Source organism: Micromonospora sp. NPDC001898 (assembly GCF_042891255.1).
Taxonomy (GTDB): Bacteria; Actinomycetota; Actinomycetes; order Mycobacteriales; family Micromonosporaceae; genus Micromonospora.
Map to the genome: position 1 here is coordinate 334,970 of NZ_JBIATC010000003.1, position 19,960 is coordinate 354,929.

The 19,960-nt window shown below is 73.8% G+C and carries 19 protein-coding genes; 4 read left to right on the forward strand and 15 right to left on the reverse strand.

What is annotated here, in order from left to right; translation table 11 throughout:
• Positions 1-2: 2 nt before the first annotated feature.
• Complete coding sequence (locus tag ACFYZF_RS09370; protein ID WP_387017559.1) at positions 3-1,220, reverse strand: cytochrome P450; 1,218 nt, start codon at positions 1,218-1,220, stop codon at positions 3-5.
• Positions 1,221-1,289: 69 nt separating this feature from the next.
• Complete coding sequence (locus tag ACFYZF_RS09375; protein ID WP_387018390.1) at positions 1,290-2,561, reverse strand: SGNH/GDSL hydrolase family protein; 1,272 nt, start codon at positions 2,559-2,561, stop codon at positions 1,290-1,292.
• A 377-nt stretch (positions 2,562-2,938) separates the two neighbouring features.
• On the opposite strand from ACFYZF_RS09375, the gene ACFYZF_RS09380 reads away from it, so the two are divergent.
• Entirely contained in the window at positions 2,939-4,513 is a 1,575-nt protein-coding gene (locus ACFYZF_RS09380) for an AMP-binding protein (protein ID WP_387017560.1), read from the forward strand.
• A gap of 26 nt (positions 4,514-4,539) precedes the next feature.
• Positions 4,540-5,793, forward strand: a complete 1,254-nt coding sequence (locus ACFYZF_RS09385; protein WP_387018393.1) for an MFS transporter — start codon at positions 4,540-4,542, stop codon at positions 5,791-5,793.
• On the opposite strand, the gene ACFYZF_RS09390 is transcribed toward ACFYZF_RS09385, so the two are convergent.
• Positions 5,764-6,366: a hypothetical protein gene (locus tag ACFYZF_RS09390; RefSeq protein WP_387017562.1), complete on the reverse strand. Its 603-nt coding sequence runs from the start codon at positions 6,364-6,366 to the stop codon at positions 5,764-5,766. The genes ACFYZF_RS09385 and ACFYZF_RS09390 overlap by 30 nt on opposite strands.
• 570 nt (positions 6,367-6,936) lie before the next feature.
• Between ACFYZF_RS09390 and ACFYZF_RS09395 the strand changes: the two genes are divergently transcribed.
• Positions 6,937-7,641 (forward strand): SGNH/GDSL hydrolase family protein, encoded by a 705-nt coding sequence (locus tag ACFYZF_RS09395; RefSeq protein ID WP_387017564.1) that lies wholly within the window; start codon positions 6,937-6,939, stop codon positions 7,639-7,641.
• 348 nt (positions 7,642-7,989) lie between these two features.
• Here ACFYZF_RS09395 and ACFYZF_RS09400 read toward each other — a convergent pair whose 3' ends face one another.
• The 12 genes from ACFYZF_RS09400 to ACFYZF_RS09455 form a co-directional block, all read right to left on the reverse strand.
• Complete coding sequence (locus ACFYZF_RS09400; RefSeq protein ID WP_387017566.1) at positions 7,990-9,348, reverse strand: hypothetical protein; 1,359 nt, start codon at positions 9,346-9,348, stop codon at positions 7,990-7,992.
• Entirely contained in the window at positions 9,345-10,319 is a 975-nt protein-coding gene (locus ACFYZF_RS09405) for an alpha-ketoacid dehydrogenase subunit beta (RefSeq protein WP_387017568.1), read from the reverse strand. The genes ACFYZF_RS09400 and ACFYZF_RS09405 overlap by 4 nt, the downstream gene beginning before the upstream one ends.
• The gene (locus tag ACFYZF_RS09410) at positions 10,319-11,290 is read right to left on the reverse strand and encodes a thiamine pyrophosphate-dependent dehydrogenase E1 component subunit alpha (RefSeq protein WP_387017570.1); all 972 of its coding nucleotides are present in this window, start codon (positions 11,288-11,290) and stop codon (positions 10,319-10,321) included. Before ACFYZF_RS09410 ends, ACFYZF_RS09405 begins: the two co-directional genes overlap by 1 nt.
• The gene (locus tag ACFYZF_RS09415; protein WP_387017572.1) at positions 11,287-12,084 is read right to left on the reverse strand and encodes a DUF3050 domain-containing protein; all 798 of its coding nucleotides are present in this window, start codon (positions 12,082-12,084) and stop codon (positions 11,287-11,289) included. Before ACFYZF_RS09415 ends, ACFYZF_RS09410 begins: the two co-directional genes overlap by 4 nt.
• Before the next feature lie 3 nt (positions 12,085-12,087).
• Positions 12,088-13,017, reverse strand: a complete 930-nt coding sequence (locus ACFYZF_RS09420) for a phytanoyl-CoA dioxygenase family protein (protein WP_387017574.1) — start codon at positions 13,015-13,017, stop codon at positions 12,088-12,090.
• Complete coding sequence (gene hppD, locus ACFYZF_RS09425; protein WP_387017575.1) at positions 13,014-14,099, reverse strand: 4-hydroxyphenylpyruvate dioxygenase; 1,086 nt, start codon at positions 14,097-14,099, stop codon at positions 13,014-13,016. The genes ACFYZF_RS09420 and hppD overlap by 4 nt, the downstream gene beginning before the upstream one ends.
• 71 nt (positions 14,100-14,170) lie before the next feature.
• Positions 14,171-15,430, reverse strand: a complete 1,260-nt coding sequence (locus ACFYZF_RS09430; protein WP_387017577.1) for a beta-ketoacyl-[acyl-carrier-protein] synthase family protein — start codon at positions 15,428-15,430, stop codon at positions 14,171-14,173.
• Positions 15,427-17,043 carry a class I adenylate-forming enzyme family protein gene (locus ACFYZF_RS09435; RefSeq protein WP_387017579.1) on the reverse strand — a complete coding sequence of 539 codons (1,617 nt, stop codon included), beginning with the start codon at positions 17,041-17,043 and terminating at the stop codon, positions 15,427-15,429. The genes ACFYZF_RS09430 and ACFYZF_RS09435 overlap by 4 nt, the downstream gene beginning before the upstream one ends.
• On the reverse strand, positions 17,040-17,630 hold the full coding sequence (locus tag ACFYZF_RS09440; RefSeq protein ID WP_387017580.1) for a hypothetical protein: 591 nt from the start codon (positions 17,628-17,630) through the stop codon (positions 17,040-17,042). The genes ACFYZF_RS09435 and ACFYZF_RS09440 overlap by 4 nt, the downstream gene beginning before the upstream one ends.
• Positions 17,627-18,721: a beta-ketoacyl-[acyl-carrier-protein] synthase family protein gene (locus ACFYZF_RS09445; protein WP_387017582.1), complete on the reverse strand. Its 1,095-nt coding sequence runs from the start codon at positions 18,719-18,721 to the stop codon at positions 17,627-17,629. Before ACFYZF_RS09445 ends, ACFYZF_RS09440 begins: the two co-directional genes overlap by 4 nt.
• Positions 18,714-18,959, reverse strand: coding sequence for an acyl carrier protein (locus tag ACFYZF_RS09450; RefSeq protein ID WP_387017584.1), 246 nt, complete (start codon positions 18,957-18,959; stop codon positions 18,714-18,716). Before ACFYZF_RS09450 ends, ACFYZF_RS09445 begins: the two co-directional genes overlap by 8 nt.
• Entirely contained in the window at positions 18,959-19,225 is a 267-nt protein-coding gene (locus ACFYZF_RS09455; protein ID WP_387017585.1) for a phosphopantetheine-binding protein, read from the reverse strand. The genes ACFYZF_RS09450 and ACFYZF_RS09455 overlap by 1 nt, the downstream gene beginning before the upstream one ends.
• A 15-nt stretch (positions 19,226-19,240) precedes the next feature.
• Here ACFYZF_RS09455 and ACFYZF_RS09460 point away from each other — a divergent pair, with 15 nt between their 5' ends.
• Positions 19,241-19,930, forward strand: coding sequence for a 4'-phosphopantetheinyl transferase family protein (locus ACFYZF_RS09460; protein WP_387017587.1), 690 nt, complete (start codon positions 19,241-19,243; stop codon positions 19,928-19,930).
• Positions 19,931-19,960: the final 30 nt, after the last annotated feature.

Genomic DNA, 19,960 nt, shown 5'->3' on the forward strand with positions numbered 1-19,960 from the left:
TCCTAACCGCCGGTCGTGACGAACAGCTTGTCGATGCCGCGCAGGAACAGACTGCCGCTGTACACCGGCGTCTGGGTGATCCGCAGCTCGGGGAAGCGGGTGAACAGCCGGGGCAGGGCCAGCCGGCCCTCCAGGCGGGACACCGCCGCGCCGAGGCAGTAGTGCAGGCCGACGCCGAAGGCCAGCGACGGCGGGCCGCCCCGACGCGGGTCGAATCGGTCGGGGTCGGGGAAGCGGGCGGGGTCCCGGTTCGCGGCGGCGATCAGCAGCATCACGTTCTCGCCCTCGGCCACCGGGACGCCGTTCAGGACGGCGTCCCGGGGCGCGGCCCGGGCCAGGAAGTGCACGGGGCTCTGCATCCGCAGCACCTCGTCGACGCAGCCCAGGGTCAGCTTGTCGTCGCCGGGCAGGGCGGCGGCCACCTCGGGGTGGTCGAGCAGCAGCGGCAGGCCGTTGCTGAACATGTAGACGGTGGTGACGAAGCTGGCGTTGAACAGCACGATCAGGTTGCTGATCAGCTCGTCCTCGGTGAGGTCCACACCGCCGGAGTCCACCGCCTCGACCAGGCCGCTGACCAGGTCCTCGCTGGGGGTGCGGCGGCGGTCGGCGATCAGCTCCCGGTAGTACGCGCGCAGCTCGGTGGCGGCGGTGTCGGCCTTGGCCAGCCGCTCCGGGGTCGCCCCGGCGACGTCCAGGAAGTCGTCGATCCGCTCGACCCGCTCGCGGTACCAGGACAGGTCGGCCTCGGGCAGGCCGATGAACTCGGCCATCACCAGCGCCGGGATCGGGTACGCGAAGTCGGCCACGAAGTCGACCTCGCCCCCACCGGCGCCGGCCTCCGCCATCCGGTCCAGCAGCCGGTCGGTGATCCGGTCGATCACCGGCTCCAGTGCGCCCAGCCGGCGGGGGGTGAACGTCTTGGCGAACACAGCCCGCATCCGGGTGTGGTCCGGCGGGTTGATGAACATCATCGAGGACTCGAAGGTGCGCAGGATCTCGTGCTGCTCCCAGCCCGGTGGGGACTGCTTGGTCCACTCGGGGTCGCGCAGCACCTCGCTGACCAGGTCGTATCCCCCGGCGACGGCGGCGACGGTGCTGTTTGCGGCGCGGTTCGGGATCTCGCGGATGGGCCCCAGCTCGTGCAGGGCCGCGTAGAAGGGGTACGGGTCTTGCCGGCCCTGTTCGCTGTACAGGCCGGCGAGCAGCTCTCGGACGTCCACGGTCGTGCTTCCTCCCCAGGAATTTTCAGACGGGGCGGCGGGGGGATCGCCCCCGCCGCCCCGCCGGTGTCACAGACCGAGCAGGCGCAGCGGCACCGCGTCGGCGATCGCCTGGTTGCCCAGGTCGTTCGGGTGGATGTGGTCACCCGAGTCGTACGCCGGGAGCAGCCGGCTCGGCTGCGCCGGGTCGCGCAGCACCTTGTCGAAGTCGAGCACCCCGTCGAACTCCTGGCTGCCGCGCAGGTACGCGTTGACCGCCTGGCGGGTGGCCTCCTTCTCCGGCGTCCACACCCCCGCGACGCCGTGCCCCTCGTACGGGGTCAGCGTGCCCACCAGGCTGGTCAGGCCGCGCGCCTTGACCTGCTGGTTGATCTGCCGCAGCGAGGCGATGATGCTCTCGGCGGAGTCGCCGGACATCCAGATGTCGTTGATGCCCAGGTGGGTGACGACGGTCTGCACGCCGGTCTGCGGGAAGACGTCCTCGTTGAGCCGGGCGAGGCCGTTCGGGCCCAGCTCGTAGTAGCCGGGGAAGCCGCCCGTGCCGGGCTCCGTGCCCTCGTGGTTGAGCCGGTTGCCGGCCAGGCTGAGGTTGAGCACGCCCGGGGTGCGCACCTCGGGACGGCCGTCGATCAGCCGGTCGGCGAGCAGGTCCGGCCAGCGCTTGTTGGAGTTGACCGAGCTGCCGTTGCCGTCGGCGATCGAGTCGCCGAGAACGACCACCGAGCCGGGGCTCTGCCGCCGCTGCACGTCCACACCGGACAGGAACATCCAGCAGCAGTCGGGGCGGGTGGTGAAGCCGGTGCCCGCGGCGGCACCGGTGAGGTCGGTGGCGCCGATGAACGTGGTCTGCCGGGACTGGCCGTGGAAGGTGACCGGCCCGGTCAGCACCGGGAAGTACAGCGTGACGACCAGGTCCTCCTGGTCACCGACCGGGAAGTCGATCGGGTCGCTGAGCAGCTCGGCGCCCCGGTTCATGGTGACCGAGGCGGAGCCGTTGAACTTCAGCTCCCGGACGCTGGCGGCGGTGACGTCCGACAGGTCCGTCGGGGTCGCGGTGTCCGGCCGGGCGACGGTGGCCCGGCCGACCTTCACGGCCTGCTCGCCGTAGACGTTGCTGAGCCGGATGCGCAGCCGGGGACCGCCCACGGTGGTGTGCACGATCATCCGGATGCTGTGGTTGTTCAGGCCGGTGTTGGTCAGGCCGGCCGAGTTGCCCCGGGTCACCGCGGCGGCCCAACTGCCCGCCCACACGGGGGCGCCGCGGCGCTCCCCGTTGTCCGGGCCTGCGGTCGCCACCACGGCCGGCGCCCCCACGACCAGTGCCGTGGCCACGGCGGCGATCATCTGCCATCTCTTAGGGGCCTTCGTCAATTGCCATCTCTTCGGAGTCGACATTGAACCTCCATGTTGGCCCAGGGTCGTCCACTGACGACAGCTGCCTGGACGATGGTCCAGAAACCTAGCGGCGCCCCTGACAGGCGTCAATCAACCTGATCGACAAGATCAATTGACGTCGAGGTGTGGCGGGGCACCGATCGGCCCTGTGCCGGGCGGGCCCGCGCGGCCTAGGCTCGAAGCGGCGGCGGTGCGGTCGTCGAAGCGCCCCGCCGTCGCCGCGTCCTGGCCGTGAGCTGCCCGGACGTCGCTCGCGGCCGGTCATCGCGGGTGCCTCGCCGGGTCGCCACCGATCGCCGCCGAAAAGCTGATGGGGGCTGGCGATGACTGACGGGTCCAACCGACCGACCACCTACGTCCACGAGGCGCTGGAACTGTTCGCCGGCTTCGGCGACCGGGAGGCGCTGGTGGGCGGCGGACGCCGATACACCTATCTGGACGTCGCCGCCGAGGTACGCGGGATGGCCGGTGCGCTCGCCCGGGGCGGGGTCCGGCCGGGCGCCGCGGTGCTGGTGATGCTCGGCAACGCGGTGGAGGGTCCGCTGCTCCAGCTCGCCCTACACCTGCTGGGCTGCCGGACGATGTGGATCGCCCCCGTCACCTCCCGGCGGGAGGTCGACGACTTCGTCCGGCTGTCCCGCCCCGAGGCGTTCGTCTACGACGCCCGCACCGGCGACGGGTTGGGCGCGGAGATCGCCGCCGGGCTGACCGGCGTACCGGTGCTCTGCCTCGGGCCGGGCGGCTCGGGCCCGGACCTGACCGCCGCCGACCGGGACGCGGCGGCCGGGCTGCCCGGCGACGTGCCGGAGCCCGAGTCGTTCCTACAGACCAGCGGCACCACCGGCACCCCGAAGCTGGTGCACCACCGGGAGAGCTTCTACCGGCAGATCCTCACCCTGGCCGCGGGCTTCCGCGCCGGCGGGGTTCCCCTGCTGCGGCACCTGTCCCACTCCCCGATGTGGCTGGCCAGCGGGCAGATCACCACGCTGGTCAACCTCTTCAGCGGCGGCGTGCTGTTCCTGCGCGCGCAGTGGGACCCGGCGGCGTTCATCGACACCGTCGGCCGGGAGCGGATCAACTCGACGTTCGTCACCCCGCCGATGCTCTACGAGGTGCTCGACCACCCCGACCTGGCCGGGGCGGACTTCTCCGCGATGTTCATGTTCAACGTGGGCGCCGGGCCCGCCGCGCCCGCCCGGCTACGGCAGGCCATCGCGCGCTTCGGCCCGTGCCTGCGCATCGTGTACGGCCTCAGCGAGGCCGTCGTGATCACCGCCCAGCCGGGGCTGACCGAGGACCCGGAGCACCCGGAGCGGCTGCGTTCCTGCGGCAGGCCGTACGGTGACGTGGCCGTGGAGATCCGCGACGCCGACGGCGAGGTGCTGCCGACGGGCGTCGACGGCGAGGTGTGGGTGCGCACGAAGCTGAGCTTCGTCGGCTACCACGGCCAGCCCGAGCTGACCGCCGAGACCCTGGTCGACGGCTGGGTGCGGACCCGCGACATCGGCCACCTGGACGCCGACGGGTACCTCTACCTCGTCGACCGGCTCCAGGATCGGATCCTCACCCGGCAGCGGAGCTGGCCGATCTACTCGCGGCCGATCGAGGACGTACTGGCGGGCCACCCGCAGGTGCGCGCCGCCGCCGTGATCGGGGTGCCCGACGAGGTGGCCGGCGAACTGCCGCACGCGTACGTGGTGCCGGCGCCCGGGGCGACGGTGACCGGGGCGGAGCTGATCGAGCTGGTCGTCGCCGAGCTGAGCGAGACGTGGGCGCCGGGCGCGGTGGAGTTCGTGGACTCGCTGCCACTGAACCGCTCGGCGAAGGTGGACAAGCGGGCGCTGCGCGAACGGCACGCCGCCGGTCGCCCCGCCGACCCCGTCGGCAGCCCCGCGTGACGACCGACGCCGCCCCCGAGCCCACGGTGAAGACCGACACCGGGCGGGATCCGGGGCGGGCCGCCGCCCGGCGGGAGCTGGTCACCCTGGTCGCCGCCGACCTGATCTCCAACCTGGGCAGCCGGATCTCGGTCATCGCCATCCCGTGGCTGGTGCTGACCACCACCGGCAGCCCGGCGAAGATGGGCATCGTCGCGGCGGCGGAGTTCCTGCCGTACATGCTCTCCAGCTCCCTGGCCACGCCGTGGGCCGACCGGTTCGGGGTCCGGCGCACCTCCATCGTGGTGGACGCCGCGAGCGCGGCGGCGATGGCCGTGGTGGCGCTGACCCCGTGGCTCGGATTCGGGGCGCTGGTCGTCCTGGTCGCATTCGCCGGCGGGCTGCGCGGCATCGGCGACCGGGTCAAGCACGTGATGTTCCGGCCCGCGGCGCAGCGCGCCGGGGTGGAGCTGATCCGGCTCACCTCCGCCTACGACGGGCTGGCCCGCGCGGTGACCCTGTTCGGGGCGGTGATCGGCGGCCTGCTCATCGGCTGGGTCGGGGTGACCCGGGCAATCTGGATCGACGCGGGCAGCTTCGCGCTCTGCGCGCTGCTGGTCGGGATCCTGGTGCGCCCACCGGCCACCGAGGCGTCGGCCGCGCCCCGGGAGAGCTACTTCCGGGCGCTGCGCACCGGCTTCGCCTACCTGCGCACCGACCGGGTGCTGCTGGCCATGCTGATGGTGGTCTCCGCGCTGAACATGATGGCCGCGGCCAACACGACCGTGTGGCTCCCGGTCTGGATCCGCGACGTGCTCGGCGACCCCGCCGGCTTCGGCCTGGTCCTCGGCGTTTTCGGCGCCGGGGCGCTGCTGGGCAACGTGGTCTTCACGACGATCGGCCCCCGGCTGCCCCGGACGCTGGTCTTCGCCGTCGGCGCCGCGATGAGCGGCGCTCCCCGGATGCTCACCATGGCCGTCACCGACCACCTGGTGGTGGTGCTGGTGGTGACGTTCCTGTCCGGGATCGGTATCGCCGCGGTCAACCCGCTGCTCGGGGTGACCCTCTACGAACGGGTGCCGGACGCGCTGCAGACCCGGGTGCTCGGCATCGCCGGCTCGCTGGCCTTCGTCGGGCTGCCGATCGGCGGCCTGGTCGGCGGCTGGTCGGTGGCGCTCCTCGGGCTCAAGCCGGCGCTGCTGGTGATGTCGGTGGTGTGCGCGGTGCTGACCGTGGGGCCGTTGCTCGTCGGCCCGCTGCGGGCGGGCCGGTCACGACCTCGGTCGGCCCCGGCGGGCTGAGCGCCGGCCGCGACGCCCGTCCGGGTTCGCCTCTTCCTCGGCAACGGACGTGGTGGTGCGACGCCGTCGGCCGGCCAGTTCGGCACGCAGCCGGCCGGCCCTCGGGGCGAGGCCGAACAGGGGCACCCGGATCTCGTACGGCCGCTGGGCTCGGGACTGGCTCCACAGGCCGCTGCGGCTCCATTCCCAGCGGTTCAGTGCCGGCCGGGTGCGGCCCGGGTCGGCCGGTTCCAGCACGAGGATCGGGCTGATCCGGCCGCGTACCTCGGCGACCACCAGGTTGTCCCGGTCGATGGCGAGCGACCCGCCACCGGGACGGGTCAGCACGATCTGTCCCTCGGTCAACAGCAGCGGGAGGCCGATCTGCTGCTGCGCCTGGACGTACCCGGCGACCGCCCCGAGCAGAAGAACCAACAGTTGCGGGGGCGGGCCGACGCCGGCCACGCCGAAGAAGAGGCGGCGCGTCAGCCAGGCGACCGCCATGACGACCAGTACTCCTGCGGCGAGGTACAGCAGCGTCCTGCGACGGGACCGCCGGAACCGCACCTCCCCCGGCGCGCCCACGGTATTCATGACCCCTGATTGCCGATTCCGCTCGGCGGCAAACGGGTGGCACCGCGGGAAACGGTGGCGCTGGGCGGGAGGGATGGCGCTGATGTCCACGCCGGCTCCGGCGTCGTCGCCGGTCGGCGGACGGCGGACGGCGGACGGCGGACGGCAGACGGCGGACGGCGGACGGCAGACGGCAGACGGCACCTGTGGCGGCCCTTTGCGCTGCTGCCCCCGCTGCAACGCGCGGGTCGCGGCGACTCCTGCCCTGCGTTCGTGCTGGTCCGCGACGTGCAGCGACCGCCTGGTCCGCGACGTGCAGCGACCGCCTGGTCCGCGACGTGCAGCGACCGCGTGGTGCCGGTGTTGCCGTGACGGCAGCAGAGCAAAGGGGCGGGGAGGCACCACCGGACGGTCGATGGCTCCTCCCAGCAACCGCCGCCAGAACCCCGGCTGACTTCCGGCACGGGCCCCAACCGAGCAGCCCGCCGAGCCACAGGCCGAACGCGGCCGGCACAAGGCTCACGCCGAGGCCGCCGAGCACATTGAATGCCTCGATGGCGGCGTTCCCGCCCCGCTGCTAGCGTGCCGATCATGGCATCGACCCCGACCGAGGCGACCGATCCACACTGTCTTCGTGCCGGGGAGAGCGCCCGGCTGCTGGCCGGTCACCCGTGGCGGCGGTTCGTGGTGCTCGGCGACAGCGTCGCCGAGGGGCTGTGCGAGCCGGTCGACGGGTACCCGGACGTGCAGTGGGCCGACCGGATCGCCGCCGAGTTGGACGCGGCCCGCCCCGGGCTGGCGTACCGGAACCTGGGGCTGCGCGGGCTGCGGGCGCACGAGGTCCGCGCGGCGCAGCTCGGCCCGGCGGTGGAGTTCGGCCCGGACCTGGCCCTGGTGGTGTGCGGCGGCAACGACGCGTTCCGCCAGGGGTACGACGCGGACGCCGTCGACGCCGAGCTGGCCGCGATTGTCACCGGCCTCCAGTCGGCCGGGGCGGACGTGGTCACGGTGGGCATGTTCGACGTGTCGCACAGCCCGGCGGTGCCCGAACGGCTGCGGGAGAGCCTGGGCGAGCGGATGCGCCGGCTGTCGGCGCACACCCGGGCGCTGGGCGAGCGGCTGGGCACCCTGCACGTACACCTGACCGACCACCCGGCGGTGGCCGACCCGGGCCTGTACAGCACCGACGGACGCCACGGCAGCGCCCGCAGCGACGCCATCGCCGCCGCCGAGACCATCCGCCGCCTCGGCGCCCACCTGGCCGGGCCAGGTCGCCGAGCGCCCGGTCGAGGATGATCCGCTGCACCGACCGGCCCGCCGTCGACCCGTCGAGCCCTGGTCGGCCGTGCCGGTCGCGGCGGCGGGCGTGCGTAGCCCGCACGGCGTCACCGAGCCGGCCCAGCGCCACCCCACCGCGCGCCACCCGTCGACCGTCAACCCCGTCCGGGCCCCGTCCCCCCGCCCATCCTGCCCGACCACCCACCACCCCCGCACCCGCGCCCCCGCGCCCGGCATGACCGGCCTGGCCGACGTCGATCATGCACTTATGGCCCTTGGTTCATTCACTTATGTCCACTTTAGGCGGGCCACAGGTGCATGATCGACGCCGCGGGGCGGGGCCGGGCGGGGTGGGGGGCGGAGCTGTCAGTCGGTAAGGAGGATTCCCGTCAGGAGGACGCCGCGGGCGAGGTTGAGGATGCTCTCGCAGCCGGGGAAGCCGACCCGGGCCAGGGCGCCGGAGCCCTGGCGGCCGAACAGGTACGGCGCGAGGCTATACGGGACGTCGGCGGTGACCGTCTCCCCCGTCTCCATCCGCACGAAGTCCATCGCCACCCGGTCCGCCGGCATGTACTCCTGGAGGATGTAGCCGCCCTCGTCGATGGCGGCGCGCAGCCCCTCCTCCCACGCCTCGGCGGAGGTCTCCCGGCCGAGGAGCACCCCGATGCCGGCGGAGCCGTCGGCGGGCTTGGCGACCAGGTCGTGCTGGTCGGCCAGGGCCCGGGGCAGCTCGGCGGCGGTGAGCGCGCTGGTACGCGGGACGTACCGGCGGATCAGCGCCTGGTCGGCCTCGGGCAGCGAGTCGAGGTCCTCCCAGAGCCAGGCAAAGTTGATCTTGTTGCCGAGCAGCCAGGCGGCGGAGCTGACGAACATCGGCAGGGTGCCGGCCGCGAGGGCGCCGGCCACGGCGTCCAGGCCGGGGCTGGCGTGGACCCGGTTGGGCACGAAGAGCCGGAACAGGCCGTCCACCGGGGCGCCGTTGACGACGAGCCGGCCCTCCTCGTCCAGGGTCGACAACTTGAGCTGGGCGATGACCAGGTCGATACCGAAGCGCCGGGCCCGGTCGGCCAACGGGGACAGGATCCTGATGAAGTCGTCCGGGGTCTCCAGGCCGGGGTAGTCGGCGTCGAAGTCCAGCAGCAGCGCCACCCGGGCCCCGTCGGCCAGGGCCAGCTCGTCCCGGATCGCCACGAACCGCTGGTCCAGCAGGGACGGGGCGGGCCGCACCGGCAGCCCGTCGAGGATGCCCTGGTCCTGGTAGATCTTCGTGTACCGGTAGACGACCGTGTCGGCGTCGAAGCCGCCGCCGAGGCTGCTGTCGATGTTGTACTCGACGAACTTCGGCACCCCTCCGGAGATCAGCACGTCCGGCCGGTACGCGGCCAGCAGCGCCTCGGACAGCTCCTCGGACTCGTCGAGCAGCCTCGTCTCCTCCGCCGGCACGCCGAGCAGTCGGGTCAGCTCGCCGGCGGTGCGGGCGCGCCGCTGGCACGCCTCCAGGATGAGCTGGGCGAGCCGGTCGCAGACCTCGTTCAGCTCGCGGAAGGCGTCCGCCGGCATGACCGGCGGGCGGGCCAGCCGCCACGTCTGGTTGTACGTCGCGCAGCCGTAGAAGACCTCCTTCCACACGGCAGCCCCGGCGGCCACCATCGCCGTGCGGGTCGACTCCGGCAGGTCGTTCCACGCCTGGTCCAGCGGCGGCCAGGGGTAGTTGGGATCGATCATGATCCGTCCTTGAGGGTGAGTTGGATGGCGGCGGTGAGCTGCTCGCGGCCGGGCTGCACGGCCCGGTCCAGCGCCGGGGCGAAGGGCAGCACCGCGCCGTCGGGGCGGGTGACCCGCCGGGGCGGCGCGAGCAGCCGCACCCGTTCGACCACGGTCGCGATGATCTCCCCGGCGATGCCGCAGGACCGGTTGGAGTCGTCGACCACGACCAGCCGGCCGGTGCGGGCCACGGACTCGATCAGCCCGTCCCAGTCGAACGGGTAGAGGGTGCGGGGGTCGAAGACCTCCACCGAGACCTGCCCGGCCAGTTCCTCCGCGACGGCGAGCGCGTCGTGCACCAGGTGCCCGACCGCGACCACGGTGACGTCGTCGCCGGCCCGGTGCACCCGGCCCCGGCCGATCGGCACCGGTGCCAGGGTGGCGAAGTCCACGTCGGCCCGGACGTCCATCGCCCCGGCCGGGGCGAACAGCACCACCGGGTCGACGTGCCGGATCGCCGAGACCAGCAGCCCGTACGCGTCGGCCGGGGTGGCCGGGACGAGGGTGGTCACCCCGACGTGGGCGAACAGGCTGTACGGGTGGTCGGAGTGCTGCCCCGCCCACCCCGTCCGCGAGCCGGAGCCCGGGACCAGGTAGGTGACCGGCACCGCGCACTGCCCACCGGTCATCAGCGGGAACTTGTGCGCGTGGTTGACGATCTGCTCGAAGACCAGGAACAGCAGGGACGGGATCTGGAACTCCACCACCGGGCGCAGCCCGGCCAGGGCCGCCCCGGTGGCGAAGTTGGTGAACGCCTGCTCCGACAGCGGGGTGTCCAGCACCCGGTCCGGCCCGAACTTCTTCAGCAGCCCGGCGGTGACGTTCGAGGCGGCCGCCCGGATGTCCTCGCCGAGCAGGAAGACCGACTCGTCGCGGGCCATCTCGTCGGCGAGCGCCCGGGTGAGCGCCTTGCGGTACGACAGCCGTGGCATCAGCCACCTCCCGTCCGGGCGACCAGCCCGCTGGCGTACAGGTGCTCCAGCGCGCCGGCCGGGTCGGGCTCGGGGCTGGCCAGGGCGAACTCCACCGCCGCGTCGAGGGTGGCCTCGACCTCGGCGTCGACGGCGGCCCGGTCGGCGGCGGCCAGCCGTCCGCCCTGGATCTCGACAGGGTCCCGGGACCGGCCCCGGGCCACCTCCTCGGGCGGGCGGTAGTCGAGGCGTACCGAGTGCTCGAAGGTGTGGTGGGCGTCGAAGCGGTAGGTGCGGGCCTCGATCAGCTCCGGCCCGCCGCCGGCGCGCATCCGCGCGACGGCGGCGGCCGTGGCGTCGCGTACCGTCTCGGGGTCCTGGCCGTCGACGACGGCGGCCGGCATGCCGAACGCCTCGGCCCGGCCGCCGATGGTGCCGGCCACCGCGCCCTCGACGGGCATGGTGGTGGCGTAGCCGTTGTTCTCGCAGACGAACAGCACCGGCACCCGCCACAGCGCGGCCAGGTTGAACGCCTCCAGCAGCATCCCCTCGTTGACCGCGCCGTCGCCGAAGAAGGTCGCCCCGACGATGTCGTCGCCGCGGCGCCGCCGGGCCCACACCGCTCCGGTGAGGATGGCCCCGGCGGCGCCCACGATGGCGTTGGCGCCGAGCACCCCGACGCCGAGGTCGGCGGCGTGCATCGACCCGCCCCGGCCCCGGTTGAGCCCGGTGACCCGGCCCAGCAGCTCGGCGAGCATCCGGGCCGGGTCGGCGCCCTTGGCGAGCACGTGACCGTGCCCGCGGTGGGTGCCGGTCACCAGGTCGTCGGCGCGCAGCGCGGCGCAGACCCCGACGGCGATCCCCTCCTGACCGAGGTACGGATGGATGCCGCCGACGATCGCTCCGGAGCGGACCAGCTCGATCGCCCGTTCCTCGAACCGGCGGATCAGCCGTACCGCCCGGTACAGCCGGACGGGATCGGTGGGGGTCACGCCGGGCGACCCTCCTTGATCGCGTCGAGGATGTCGTCCCAGAGCTGCGCCCGGGCGGCCAGCGCCATGTTGACCGTGTCGGCGCACTCCTGCCACTTGGCGTCGTCGTCGCCGCACAGGTCCGCCAGCATCTGCATGGCCATCGGGGTGTGCTGCTCCCCGTCGACCTCGATGTGCCGCTCCAGGTAGTCGACGAACTTGTGCAGCTTCTGGCTACGCTCGTTGACCGCGACGACCTGGGTGAACATGTCGGGGATCAGGTCCTCCCGGCCGAAGGCGAACGCCGCCGCCTGGCAGTGCACCGGGGTCGACTCGATGATCTTCCAGGTGGTGCCGGCGAACCTGGCGGAGGGGCCGGGCACGCCGGCCTTCACCAGCGCCTCGGTCACCGACGCGCCGCCGCGCAGCAGGTCGATCAGCGCGTCGACGGCGGTGGTGGAGGCGCCGGCCTCCCGCATGCCCTGCACGTACAGCTCGAAGTGGCTGATGTAGCCCTCGCCGAGCTCGTCGCTCTCCTCCACCATCACGATGTCGTTGATCAGCCGGCGGCTGCCGGTGGGCCCGGTGGGGATCCACGGCACCGTCACGCAGGTGAGCTGCCGCTGCAACGACTTCAGCAGGGACATGAAGTCCCAGACCGCGAAGACGTGGTGCTCCATGAAGGTGACCAGCGCCTCGTGGGTGTCCAGGTTGGCGTAGAGCGGGTGCTTGACCACCACGTCGCGGCGGTCGCTGACCGCCTGCTCCAGCCGCTCGATGCCCGGGTGCGTCCTACCCCAGTCGTACCGTGACATTGTTCAGCCTTCCTGCTGGGCGCGGTCGCGCCAGATGACCGGGCAGTATTCGGGGTCCGCGTAGTCCGGCCGACCGTCGTCGGTGCGGCGGACCAGCACGTCGTGGTTGTACGCGGCGAGGGTGCCGTCGGAGAGCGGGAACTTCCGGTAGGCGTTCGCGCCGTCCTGCAGGTGCAGCGAGATCGCCCGGCGGGGACGGCCGCTGACGTTCGCGCCGCTGCCGTGGTAGGTGCGGCAGTGGTGGAAGCTCACGTGTCCCTTGGGGATCACCATGGGGATCTTGCTGATCCGGGCGCCGTTGTGGGCGGCGTTCTCGGCCAGCATCTCCTCGAGCTGGCTGCGGTCGCGCTCGGCGAAGTGCCGCACGACGGTGTCGTTCGCGCCGATCTCCTTCCACCGGTGCGACCCGTCGACCATGGTGATGGTGCCCATCTCCTCGCCGCAGTCGTGGAAGGGGATGAACGCGGTGAGCATGTCCTCGGACGACGAGGACGACCAGTAGTGCTTGTCGAAGTGCCAGGGCACGATGTTCGACGGCTCGCCGGAGATCGGCGGCTTGTAGATCAGCGTGGACTGGAACACCCGGATCTCGGCGGCCCGGGCCAGCCGGGCGGCGACCGCCCCGAGCAGCGGCTTGCGCAGGATCGCGGCGATCCCGTCGTGCTCGTGGTGGACGTAGTCGTTGTGCCGCTGCACCGGGCCCTTCGACTGGTCCCAGTAGGCCAGCTTCGGCGGGCGCACCGGCAGGGTGCGGTCCCGCTCGCCGTCGTAGTACCGGTCGGTGGCCGCCACCAGGGCGTCCACCTCCTCGTCGGTGAACAGCTTCTTCGACAGGTACCAGCCGTGCTCGGCGTAGAACCGCACGTCCTCCTCGGACGGCAGCAGCGCCTCCTCCTCGGCGGTCAAAGCCGGCTGAATGTCGACGGTCTTCACGCTCCCACCCCCTGTGCCGTGGCCGTGGCGGCCAGCTCCCGTTCCTTGGCCTCGTAAAGGGCCTTGATGTTGCCGCTGCCGAAGGTCAGCGCCCCGCGCCGCTCGATCAGTTCGAGGAAGAGCGTGCGGCGCACGTGCATCGACTCGGTGAAGATCTGCAACAGCTGGCCGCCGTGGTCGCGGTCGACCAGGATGCTCAGCTCGCGCAGCCGGTCCAGCGACGCGTCGACCGGGCCGACCCGCCGCTCCAGGTCGTCGTAGTAGGCGCCGGGGGTGCCGGCGAAGCGGACCCCCCGCCCGCGAAGCGCGCCGACGGCGGTGACGATGTCGTCGGTGCGCAGCCCCAGGTGCTGCACCCCGGCCCCGGCGTGCTCGGCGAGGAACGCGTCGATCTGCCCCGGCCGGTGACTGCGGTCCGGCTCCAGCAGCACCAGGGTGACCCGCCCGGACGGGCTCTGCACCACGGTCGAGTTCATCGCCTGACCGGCGACCTCGACGTGCTCGGTGAAGATCTGCGCGAAGCCGAAAACCCGCTCGTAGTGGGCGACGGTGTCCTCAAGCTGCCCCGGCGGAACGCAGATGGCCAGGTGGTCGATCTCGGCGAGCAGACCGTCGTCCCCGCCGGTCGGCGGGTCCATCTCGATCGCCCCGGGCAGGAACTCGCGCCGGTCGCCCCGGCGCTGCACCAGCCGGTGCAGCACGTCGCCGAAGCCCCCCACCTCGGCGGTCACCACCTCGGCGTCCGCGCCGGTGAAGGTGGTCGGTGGGGTCACCGGCGTCGCCCCGCGGGCCACCAGCTCGGCGTACGCCCCGGCGGCGTCGTCGACCTCCAGCGCCACCACCGCGATGCCGTCGCCGTGCCGCTGCACGTACGTCGACGCCGGATGCTGCGCGGTCAGCCCGGAGGTGAGCACCATCCGGATGTCGGCCTGGCCCAGCAGCAGCGAGCGCTGCCCGGCCAGCCCGGTCTCCGGGCCGCCCTGGCCGTGGAGCCGGAACCCGACGGCGGTGCCGAAGTAGAAGGCGGCCTGCCGGGCGTCCCCCACGTAGAGTTCGATGTGATCTATAGAACGAATGTCCATTTCCCAGCCCTTCCGCATGTCCCCCCGTGACTGCCGCCCGGGCGGCGCACCGCCCGGGGTGGAACGAGCGATCACCTCCCCGGCCCGGCGGCGCGCGCACCCGCACCGGTGCTGCGTCGCAGCAGCAGGCTGACGTTCTGGCCGCCGAACCCGAAAGAGTTGGTCAGCGCGTGCTCCGGGGCGGCCGCCCTCGGTTCCTTGCTGATGTGGTCGGCGGGGCAGGCCGGGTCCGGGTCGTCGAGGTTCCAGGTCGGGGGCAGCAGCCCCCGACCCAGCGCCAACGCCGTGGCCGCGGCCTCCAGCACGCCGGACGCGCCGAGCAGGTGCCCGGTGAGCGCCTTGGTGGAGCTGACGGGCACCCCGCCGTCGCCGAACACCGCGGTGAGCGCGGCGGTCTCGGCGATGTCGCCGAGCTTGGTGGCCGTGCCGTGCGCGTTGACGTAGCCGACGTCGCCGGCCGTCACTCCCCCGCTGGCCAGGGCGCGGCGCATGCACTCCGCCGCCCCCGACCCGTCCGGGCGCGGCGCGGTCGGGTGGTACGCGTCGGTGTTCGCCCCGTAGCCGGCCACCTCGGCGTACCCGGTGACGCCCCGGGCGGCGGCGTGTTCGGCGCGTTCCAGCACCAGCAGCGCCGCCCCCTCGGCGAGCACGAAGCCGTTGCGCCGGGCGTCGAACGGCCGGCTCGCCTCGGTCGGGTCGGCCCAGCCCCGCGCGAGGGCCCGGGCGTTGCCGAAGGTGTCGGCGAAGGTGGGGAACAGCGGGGCCTCGCTGGCCCCGCAGACCACCACGTCGGCCTCCCCGGCCCGGATCAGCCGGACCGCGTCGGCCACCGACTGCGCGCCGGAGGCGCAGGCGGTGCCGACCGACGAGCTGTAGCCGCGGATGCCGTGGGCGATGGCGATCCGCGCCGCCGGCATGTTCGGCAGGATCCCGGTGAGCAGGTACGGGCTGACCGCCGCCCGTCCCCGGGCAGCCCGGGCCAGCACCTGGCTCTCCAGGGTGGACATCCCGCCGACCCCGCCCACGATCACGCCGATCCGCCCGGGGTCGACGTCCCGGCCCACCTCGATGCCGGCGTCGGCGAGCGCGTCGGCGGCGGCGAGCAGGGCGAGCACCACGATCCGGTCCAGCACCCGGGTCTCCGGGCCGGACGCGACGGTGCGCGGGTCGATGTGCGGCAGCAGCCCGGCCGCCTCCAGGGACTCCCGGGCGGGGTGGTCGTCGGCCGGGCGGGTCAGCCCGGACCGGCCGGTGAGCAGGGCGTCGAAGGTCTCCGCGACGCCCCGGCCGACCGGGGTGAACAGGCCCATCCCGGTGATGACGGCGGTCATGACGGCGACTCGGTCAGGTATCGCTCGCGCAGCACCACCTTGCGCACCTTCCCGGTCACGGTGACCGGGATGTCCTCCGAGCGCACCGGCACCACCCGGCGCAGGGTCGCCCCGACGTCGGAGCCCAGCGCGGCGCGCACCGCGTCGGTGCGGTCGACGTCCGGTTCGGCGCCGGCGGCCAGCTCCAGCAGCACGTCGGTGACGACCGTGTCGTTCTCCTTGACGATGACCACCGTGCAGTCGGTCACGTCGGGGCAGGCGGCGAGGATCCGCTCCTCGGACAGCGCGGTGAAGTACCGCCGGCCGTCGCCGACCTCGACGGAGTCGGCCGCCCGGTCCATGTGGTAGTACCGGCCCTCGTCGTCGGCGTACACCAGGTCGCCGGTGAGGTACCAGCCGCGCAACCGGAACCGGTACGTGGTGACCGAGTCGTTCCAGTAGCCCCGGAACAGCGACGGGGAGTCGATGCCGAGCCAGCCGACCTGGCCCGGGGGCAGTTCGTTGCCCTCGGCGTCGAGCACCGCGACCTTGGCGAACCGGTACGGGCGGCCCACGCAGCGGCCGTACTGGTTCGTCTCGCGGGTGTGGGTGATGTGGAACATCGAGTGGCCCATCTCGCTGGAGCCCAGCCCGTCGATGAAGACGGACCCGGGCACCCGGACCACTCCCTGGCGGGTGACGGTGTCCCGCGAGCCGACCGCGACGAGCCGGCGCACGTGCGGCTCGTGCGAGCAGTCGCCGGTGTTGAACCACAGCCGCACCGAGTCCAGGGCGTACCCGGACAGGTCGAACCGGGCCAGCTCCGCCCAGGTGACGGAGAACCCGAACACCCCGTCCGGCCGCCACCGCTGGATGGCGTCGAGCACCCGCTCCCCGCCCTGCTCGGACAGCAGGAACATCTCCGCCCGGTTGCCCAGCGCCTGGTTGACCATCAGCACGGTCGCGGTGTGCGGGGCGGGCAGCGCGTTGAGGATCCGGCCGGTGCCCTGTGCCTGCGGCATGGACAGCAGGTGCCGGGTCGCGGCGAACAGACTCGCGTGCGAGTGCAGCACCGCCTTCGGCACGCCGGTGGTGCCGGAGGTGTGGGTGATGACGATCGGGTCGTCCTGATGGTGCCGGTAGTGCGCCGGGGCGGCGGCCGGGTCGCCGGCGCCGGCCTCGGCGGGGGTGCCGATCAGCGGCGCGCCGAGGTCGTGGCCGGCCAGCAGCTCGGTGTGCGCGTCGTCGGCGAGCACACCCGCGCCGCGCAGCCGGCGGATGTACTCGGCGGCGATCTCGGGACGCAGCCTGCCGTTCATCAGCGCCGGGATCGCGCCGACGCGGGTCAGCGCCAGGAAGCTGAGCACCATGTCGGCGGCAGCCGTGGCCCAGACGGCGACCGGGTCGCGCGGCTTGACGCCCCGGGCGTGCAGCCAGGCGGCCCGGGCCGCGACCAGCTCGTCGAGCTGCCCCAGCGTCAGCGGGTGCTCAGCCGGGTGCCCGTCGACCGGCGTGTCGAAGGTCAGCCCCGGGCCGTCCGGGTCGGCGCCGTGCGCCAGCACCCGGGCCAGCATGTTGCCGGCGCCCAGTTCGGTGTCGGCGGCCAGCACGCCGCGCAGTCCCCTGGTCCTCATCGCGGGTCTCCTCCCCCCAGCAGCACCGCGGCGGCCCGGATCCCGGGCGCGTCGCCGGGATCCCCGGCCGCGACGCCCGCACCGGCGTCGTCGGGTGCCTGCTCAATCATGATCAACAATGTCTCGTCGGCGTCGCCGTCGTACCGCAGCAGTTCCGCCTCGGCCGTGCCCTCGGCCAGCGGGTCGTCCCCGGTCGGGGCGACGCAGACCACCGGCCCGCCCAGCCCCCAGCGCGCGGCGACGTGCCCGGCGACGCTGTTGGGCACCGACTGGTAGAAGAACAGCGGCCCGGGCCGCCCGCCCCGCGCGACCGTGGCGTGCACGTGGTCGGCGCTGGCCCGGTCCCCGGCCGCGCTGACCAGCACCACCGCGGTCCGGGCGCCGACCGGCTCCGGGGCCGGCCGTTCGCCGTGCCGGCGGGTGAGGCACCGCTCGGCGACGGCCGCCACGACCGGGCTGAACGTCGAGTGCACGAAGCCGGGCAGGGTCGGCGGCGCGCCGTCGCCCGGCTCGGGCCAGCGCGCCTGCGCGAGCACCCGCAGAGCGCCGGCTGCTTCCCCGCCGGCCCGGTCGGGCCCCCCGGTCACGCCGCACCCACCAGCAGGGCGGTGTTGGCGCCGCCGAAGGCGGAGTTGAGGCTCAGCGCGTAGGCGGTGGCGGCCGGGCGCGGCGCGTCGCGGATGACGTCCAGCGGGCACGCCTCGTCCGGGCCGAGCCAGCCGGCGTTGACCGGCAGCTTCCCGTGCCCCACCGCGAGCACGGTCACCACAAGCTCCAGCAGCCCGGACGCCTCCAGCGCGTGCCCGTGCAGCGCCTTGGTGGAGCTGACCGGCACCCGGCCGGCGTGTTCGCCCCAGGCCAGCCGCAGGGCCGCCGCCTCGGCGGCGTCGCTGTACCCGGTGCCCGTGGCGTTGGCGTTGACGTACCCGATCTCCTCGGGGTCGAGCCCGGCCCGGCGCAGGGCCGCACCGACCGCCCGGGCCAGCCCGCGCCCCTGCGGGTCGGGCTGGCAGGGGTGGTGGCCGTCGCCGGCCCGCCCCCAGCCGAGCACCGACGCCGGCGTCGGCGCGTCCCGCCGCCGGGCCGCCCCGGCCGACTCCAGCACCACGGCGGCCACCCCGTCGCCGAGCAGCAGCCCGCGGCGGCCGGCGCTGAACGGGCGCACCGCACCGTCGGTCGCGAACGCCCGCCCGGCGTCGAACAGCGCGTACTGGTCGGGTTCGACCAGATAGCCCGCGGCGACGACAACCCGGTCGACGTCGCCGCGACCGATCAGCGCTGCCGCGTCGGCCACCGCCGTGGACGCCGACACGCAGGCGCTGGTGTAGACCCGGGGGGCCCCGGCCAGCCCGCACCGGCTGGCCAGTTCCCCGGCCAGCTCGGGCACACCCGCCCCGCCGTGCGCGGCGAGCAGCAGCGGCGCGCCGGCCCGGTCGCCGGCGCCGAGCCGGGCCGCCGTGCAGGCGGCGTCCACCGCCTCGGCCAGCTCGTCGGCCAGCGGGCCGACGTCCGGCAGGGTGGCCGCCACGCCGACCCGGCGGGCCGCGGTGTCGAAGCGGTCGACCGGCCGGAACGCCGGTGCGCCGGCGAGCACCCCGGCAAGCTGCGCCTCGGCTCCCCTGCCGAGCGCGCTGAGCGCGTGGACGCCGGTGATCCGTACGCCGGGCCGCTCAGCCATCTGCGGGAGCGGTCAGGCAGGTGTGGAACACCGCCAGTGCGTCGTCGACCGTCCGGATGCCGGCGAGCTGGTCGTCGGTGAGGTCGAGCCGGCGGTCGTAGCGCTGTTCGACGAGGTGGACCAGCCAGGCGAGTTCCATCGAGCCCACCCGGTCGGACACCTGGTCGACCGGTTTCGCGGTCATCTCGGCGAGCATGGTGAGCAGGTCAGCTCGCCCCAGGTCGGGCTGACCGGACATCAGGAGTTGCCGTCGGCCGTCGCGGCGACCCGGTCGGCGATCATCGTGGTGAACTCGCCGACCGTCATCAGGGCCAGTTTCTCGGACTCGTCGTCGGCGAACTTCAGGCCGTAGCGGTCCTCGACCCGTACGGACAGGTCGGCCAGGGCCAGCGACTCCAGGTCGACGCCGGAGGGGCCGAGGGTGGTGTCGTCGTCGATGTCGTCGACGTCGTAGTTCATGTCGGTGAGCTGCTCGATGACGAAGACGCGTACGTCGTCGCGCATGGTTAACCTCTTTCCGTGAGCCAGTCAGCGGTGCCCGGTCGGGACACCGTGTACGTGTGGTTCGGCCGTACCGCCGGCGATCGGCCGGAGGCGGCCCGGCGGCTGTTGCGGCGCGCGGGTGGCGTGCTGCTCGGCCGGGTGGAGGCGGAGATCCGGGTGGGGCGCGACGCCGTGGGGCGGCCGTTCGTCCGCGCCGGTGACGCGGCCGGGCTGCCGGTCAGCGTGAGTCACGCCGGCGACGCCGTGGTGGTCGCGGCCCGCCGCGCCGGCCCGGTCGGGGTCGACGTGGAAACGCGCCGGGAGCTGCCGGCGGTGGCGCTGGCCCGCCGCTGGTACGCCCCGGAGGAGGCCGCGTGGCTGGCCGACCGGCCCGCCGAGCGGCGTGCCGAGGCGTTCCTGCTGCTCTGGACGGCCAAGGAGGCCGTCGGCAAGGCGCTCGGCCGGGGGTTGCGTGACGGCGGCCTGGGTCGGCTGATGCCCCGGCCCGACGGGCCGGGCGGCCTGCTGCGCCCGGTCCCCGGGCCGGGCGGCCTGCGGGTCGGCCATCCCCGGCTGACCGGCGACGGTGACCAGGTCGACGCCGCGCCCCCGACCGGCGGCCCGACGCTGCTCGCCGCCGAGGCGGGGCCCGGCGGCCTGGTGCTGGCGGTGGCGGTCGGCGGGCCGGTCGGCGCAGTCGGCGCGGTCGAGATCGTTGCCGACTGATTGATCAGTCAGGGTCGAGGGCGCGACGGA

Bases quoted from the DNA above. Each gene is read 5' to 3' on its own strand.
- ACFYZF_RS09380 (WP_387017560.1), top strand. From the start codon at position 2,939: ATGACTGACGGGTCCAACCGACCGACCACCTACGTCCACGAGGCGCTG.
- ACFYZF_RS09390 (WP_387017562.1), bottom strand. From the start codon at position 6,366: ATGAATACCGTGGGCGCGCCGGGGGAGGTGCGGTTCCGGCGGTCCCGT.
- ACFYZF_RS09395 (WP_387017564.1), top strand. From the start codon at position 6,937: ATGGCATCGACCCCGACCGAGGCGACCGATCCACACTGTCTTCGTGCC.
- ACFYZF_RS09400 (WP_387017566.1), bottom strand. From the start codon at position 9,348: ATGATCGATCCCAACTACCCCTGGCCGCCGCTGGACCAGGCGTGGAAC.
- ACFYZF_RS09405 (WP_387017568.1), bottom strand. From the start codon at position 10,319: ATGCCACGGCTGTCGTACCGCAAGGCGCTCACCCGGGCGCTCGCCGAC.
- ACFYZF_RS09415 (WP_387017572.1), bottom strand. From the start codon at position 12,084: ATGTCACGGTACGACTGGGGTAGGACGCACCCGGGCATCGAGCGGCTG.
- hppD (WP_387017575.1), bottom strand. From the start codon at position 14,099: ATGGACATTCGTTCTATAGATCACATCGAACTCTACGTGGGGGACGCC.
- ACFYZF_RS09430 (WP_387017577.1), bottom strand. From the start codon at position 15,430: ATGACCGCCGTCATCACCGGGATGGGCCTGTTCACCCCGGTCGGCCGG.
- ACFYZF_RS09435 (WP_387017579.1), bottom strand. From the start codon at position 17,043: ATGAGGACCAGGGGACTGCGCGGCGTGCTGGCCGCCGACACCGAACTG.
- ACFYZF_RS09445 (WP_387017582.1), bottom strand. From the start codon at position 18,721: ATGGCTGAGCGGCCCGGCGTACGGATCACCGGCGTCCACGCGCTCAGC.
- ACFYZF_RS09450 (WP_387017584.1), bottom strand. From the start codon at position 18,959: ATGTCCGGTCAGCCCGACCTGGGGCGAGCTGACCTGCTCACCATGCTC.
- ACFYZF_RS09455 (WP_387017585.1), bottom strand. From the start codon at position 19,225: ATGCGCGACGACGTACGCGTCTTCGTCATCGAGCAGCTCACCGACATG.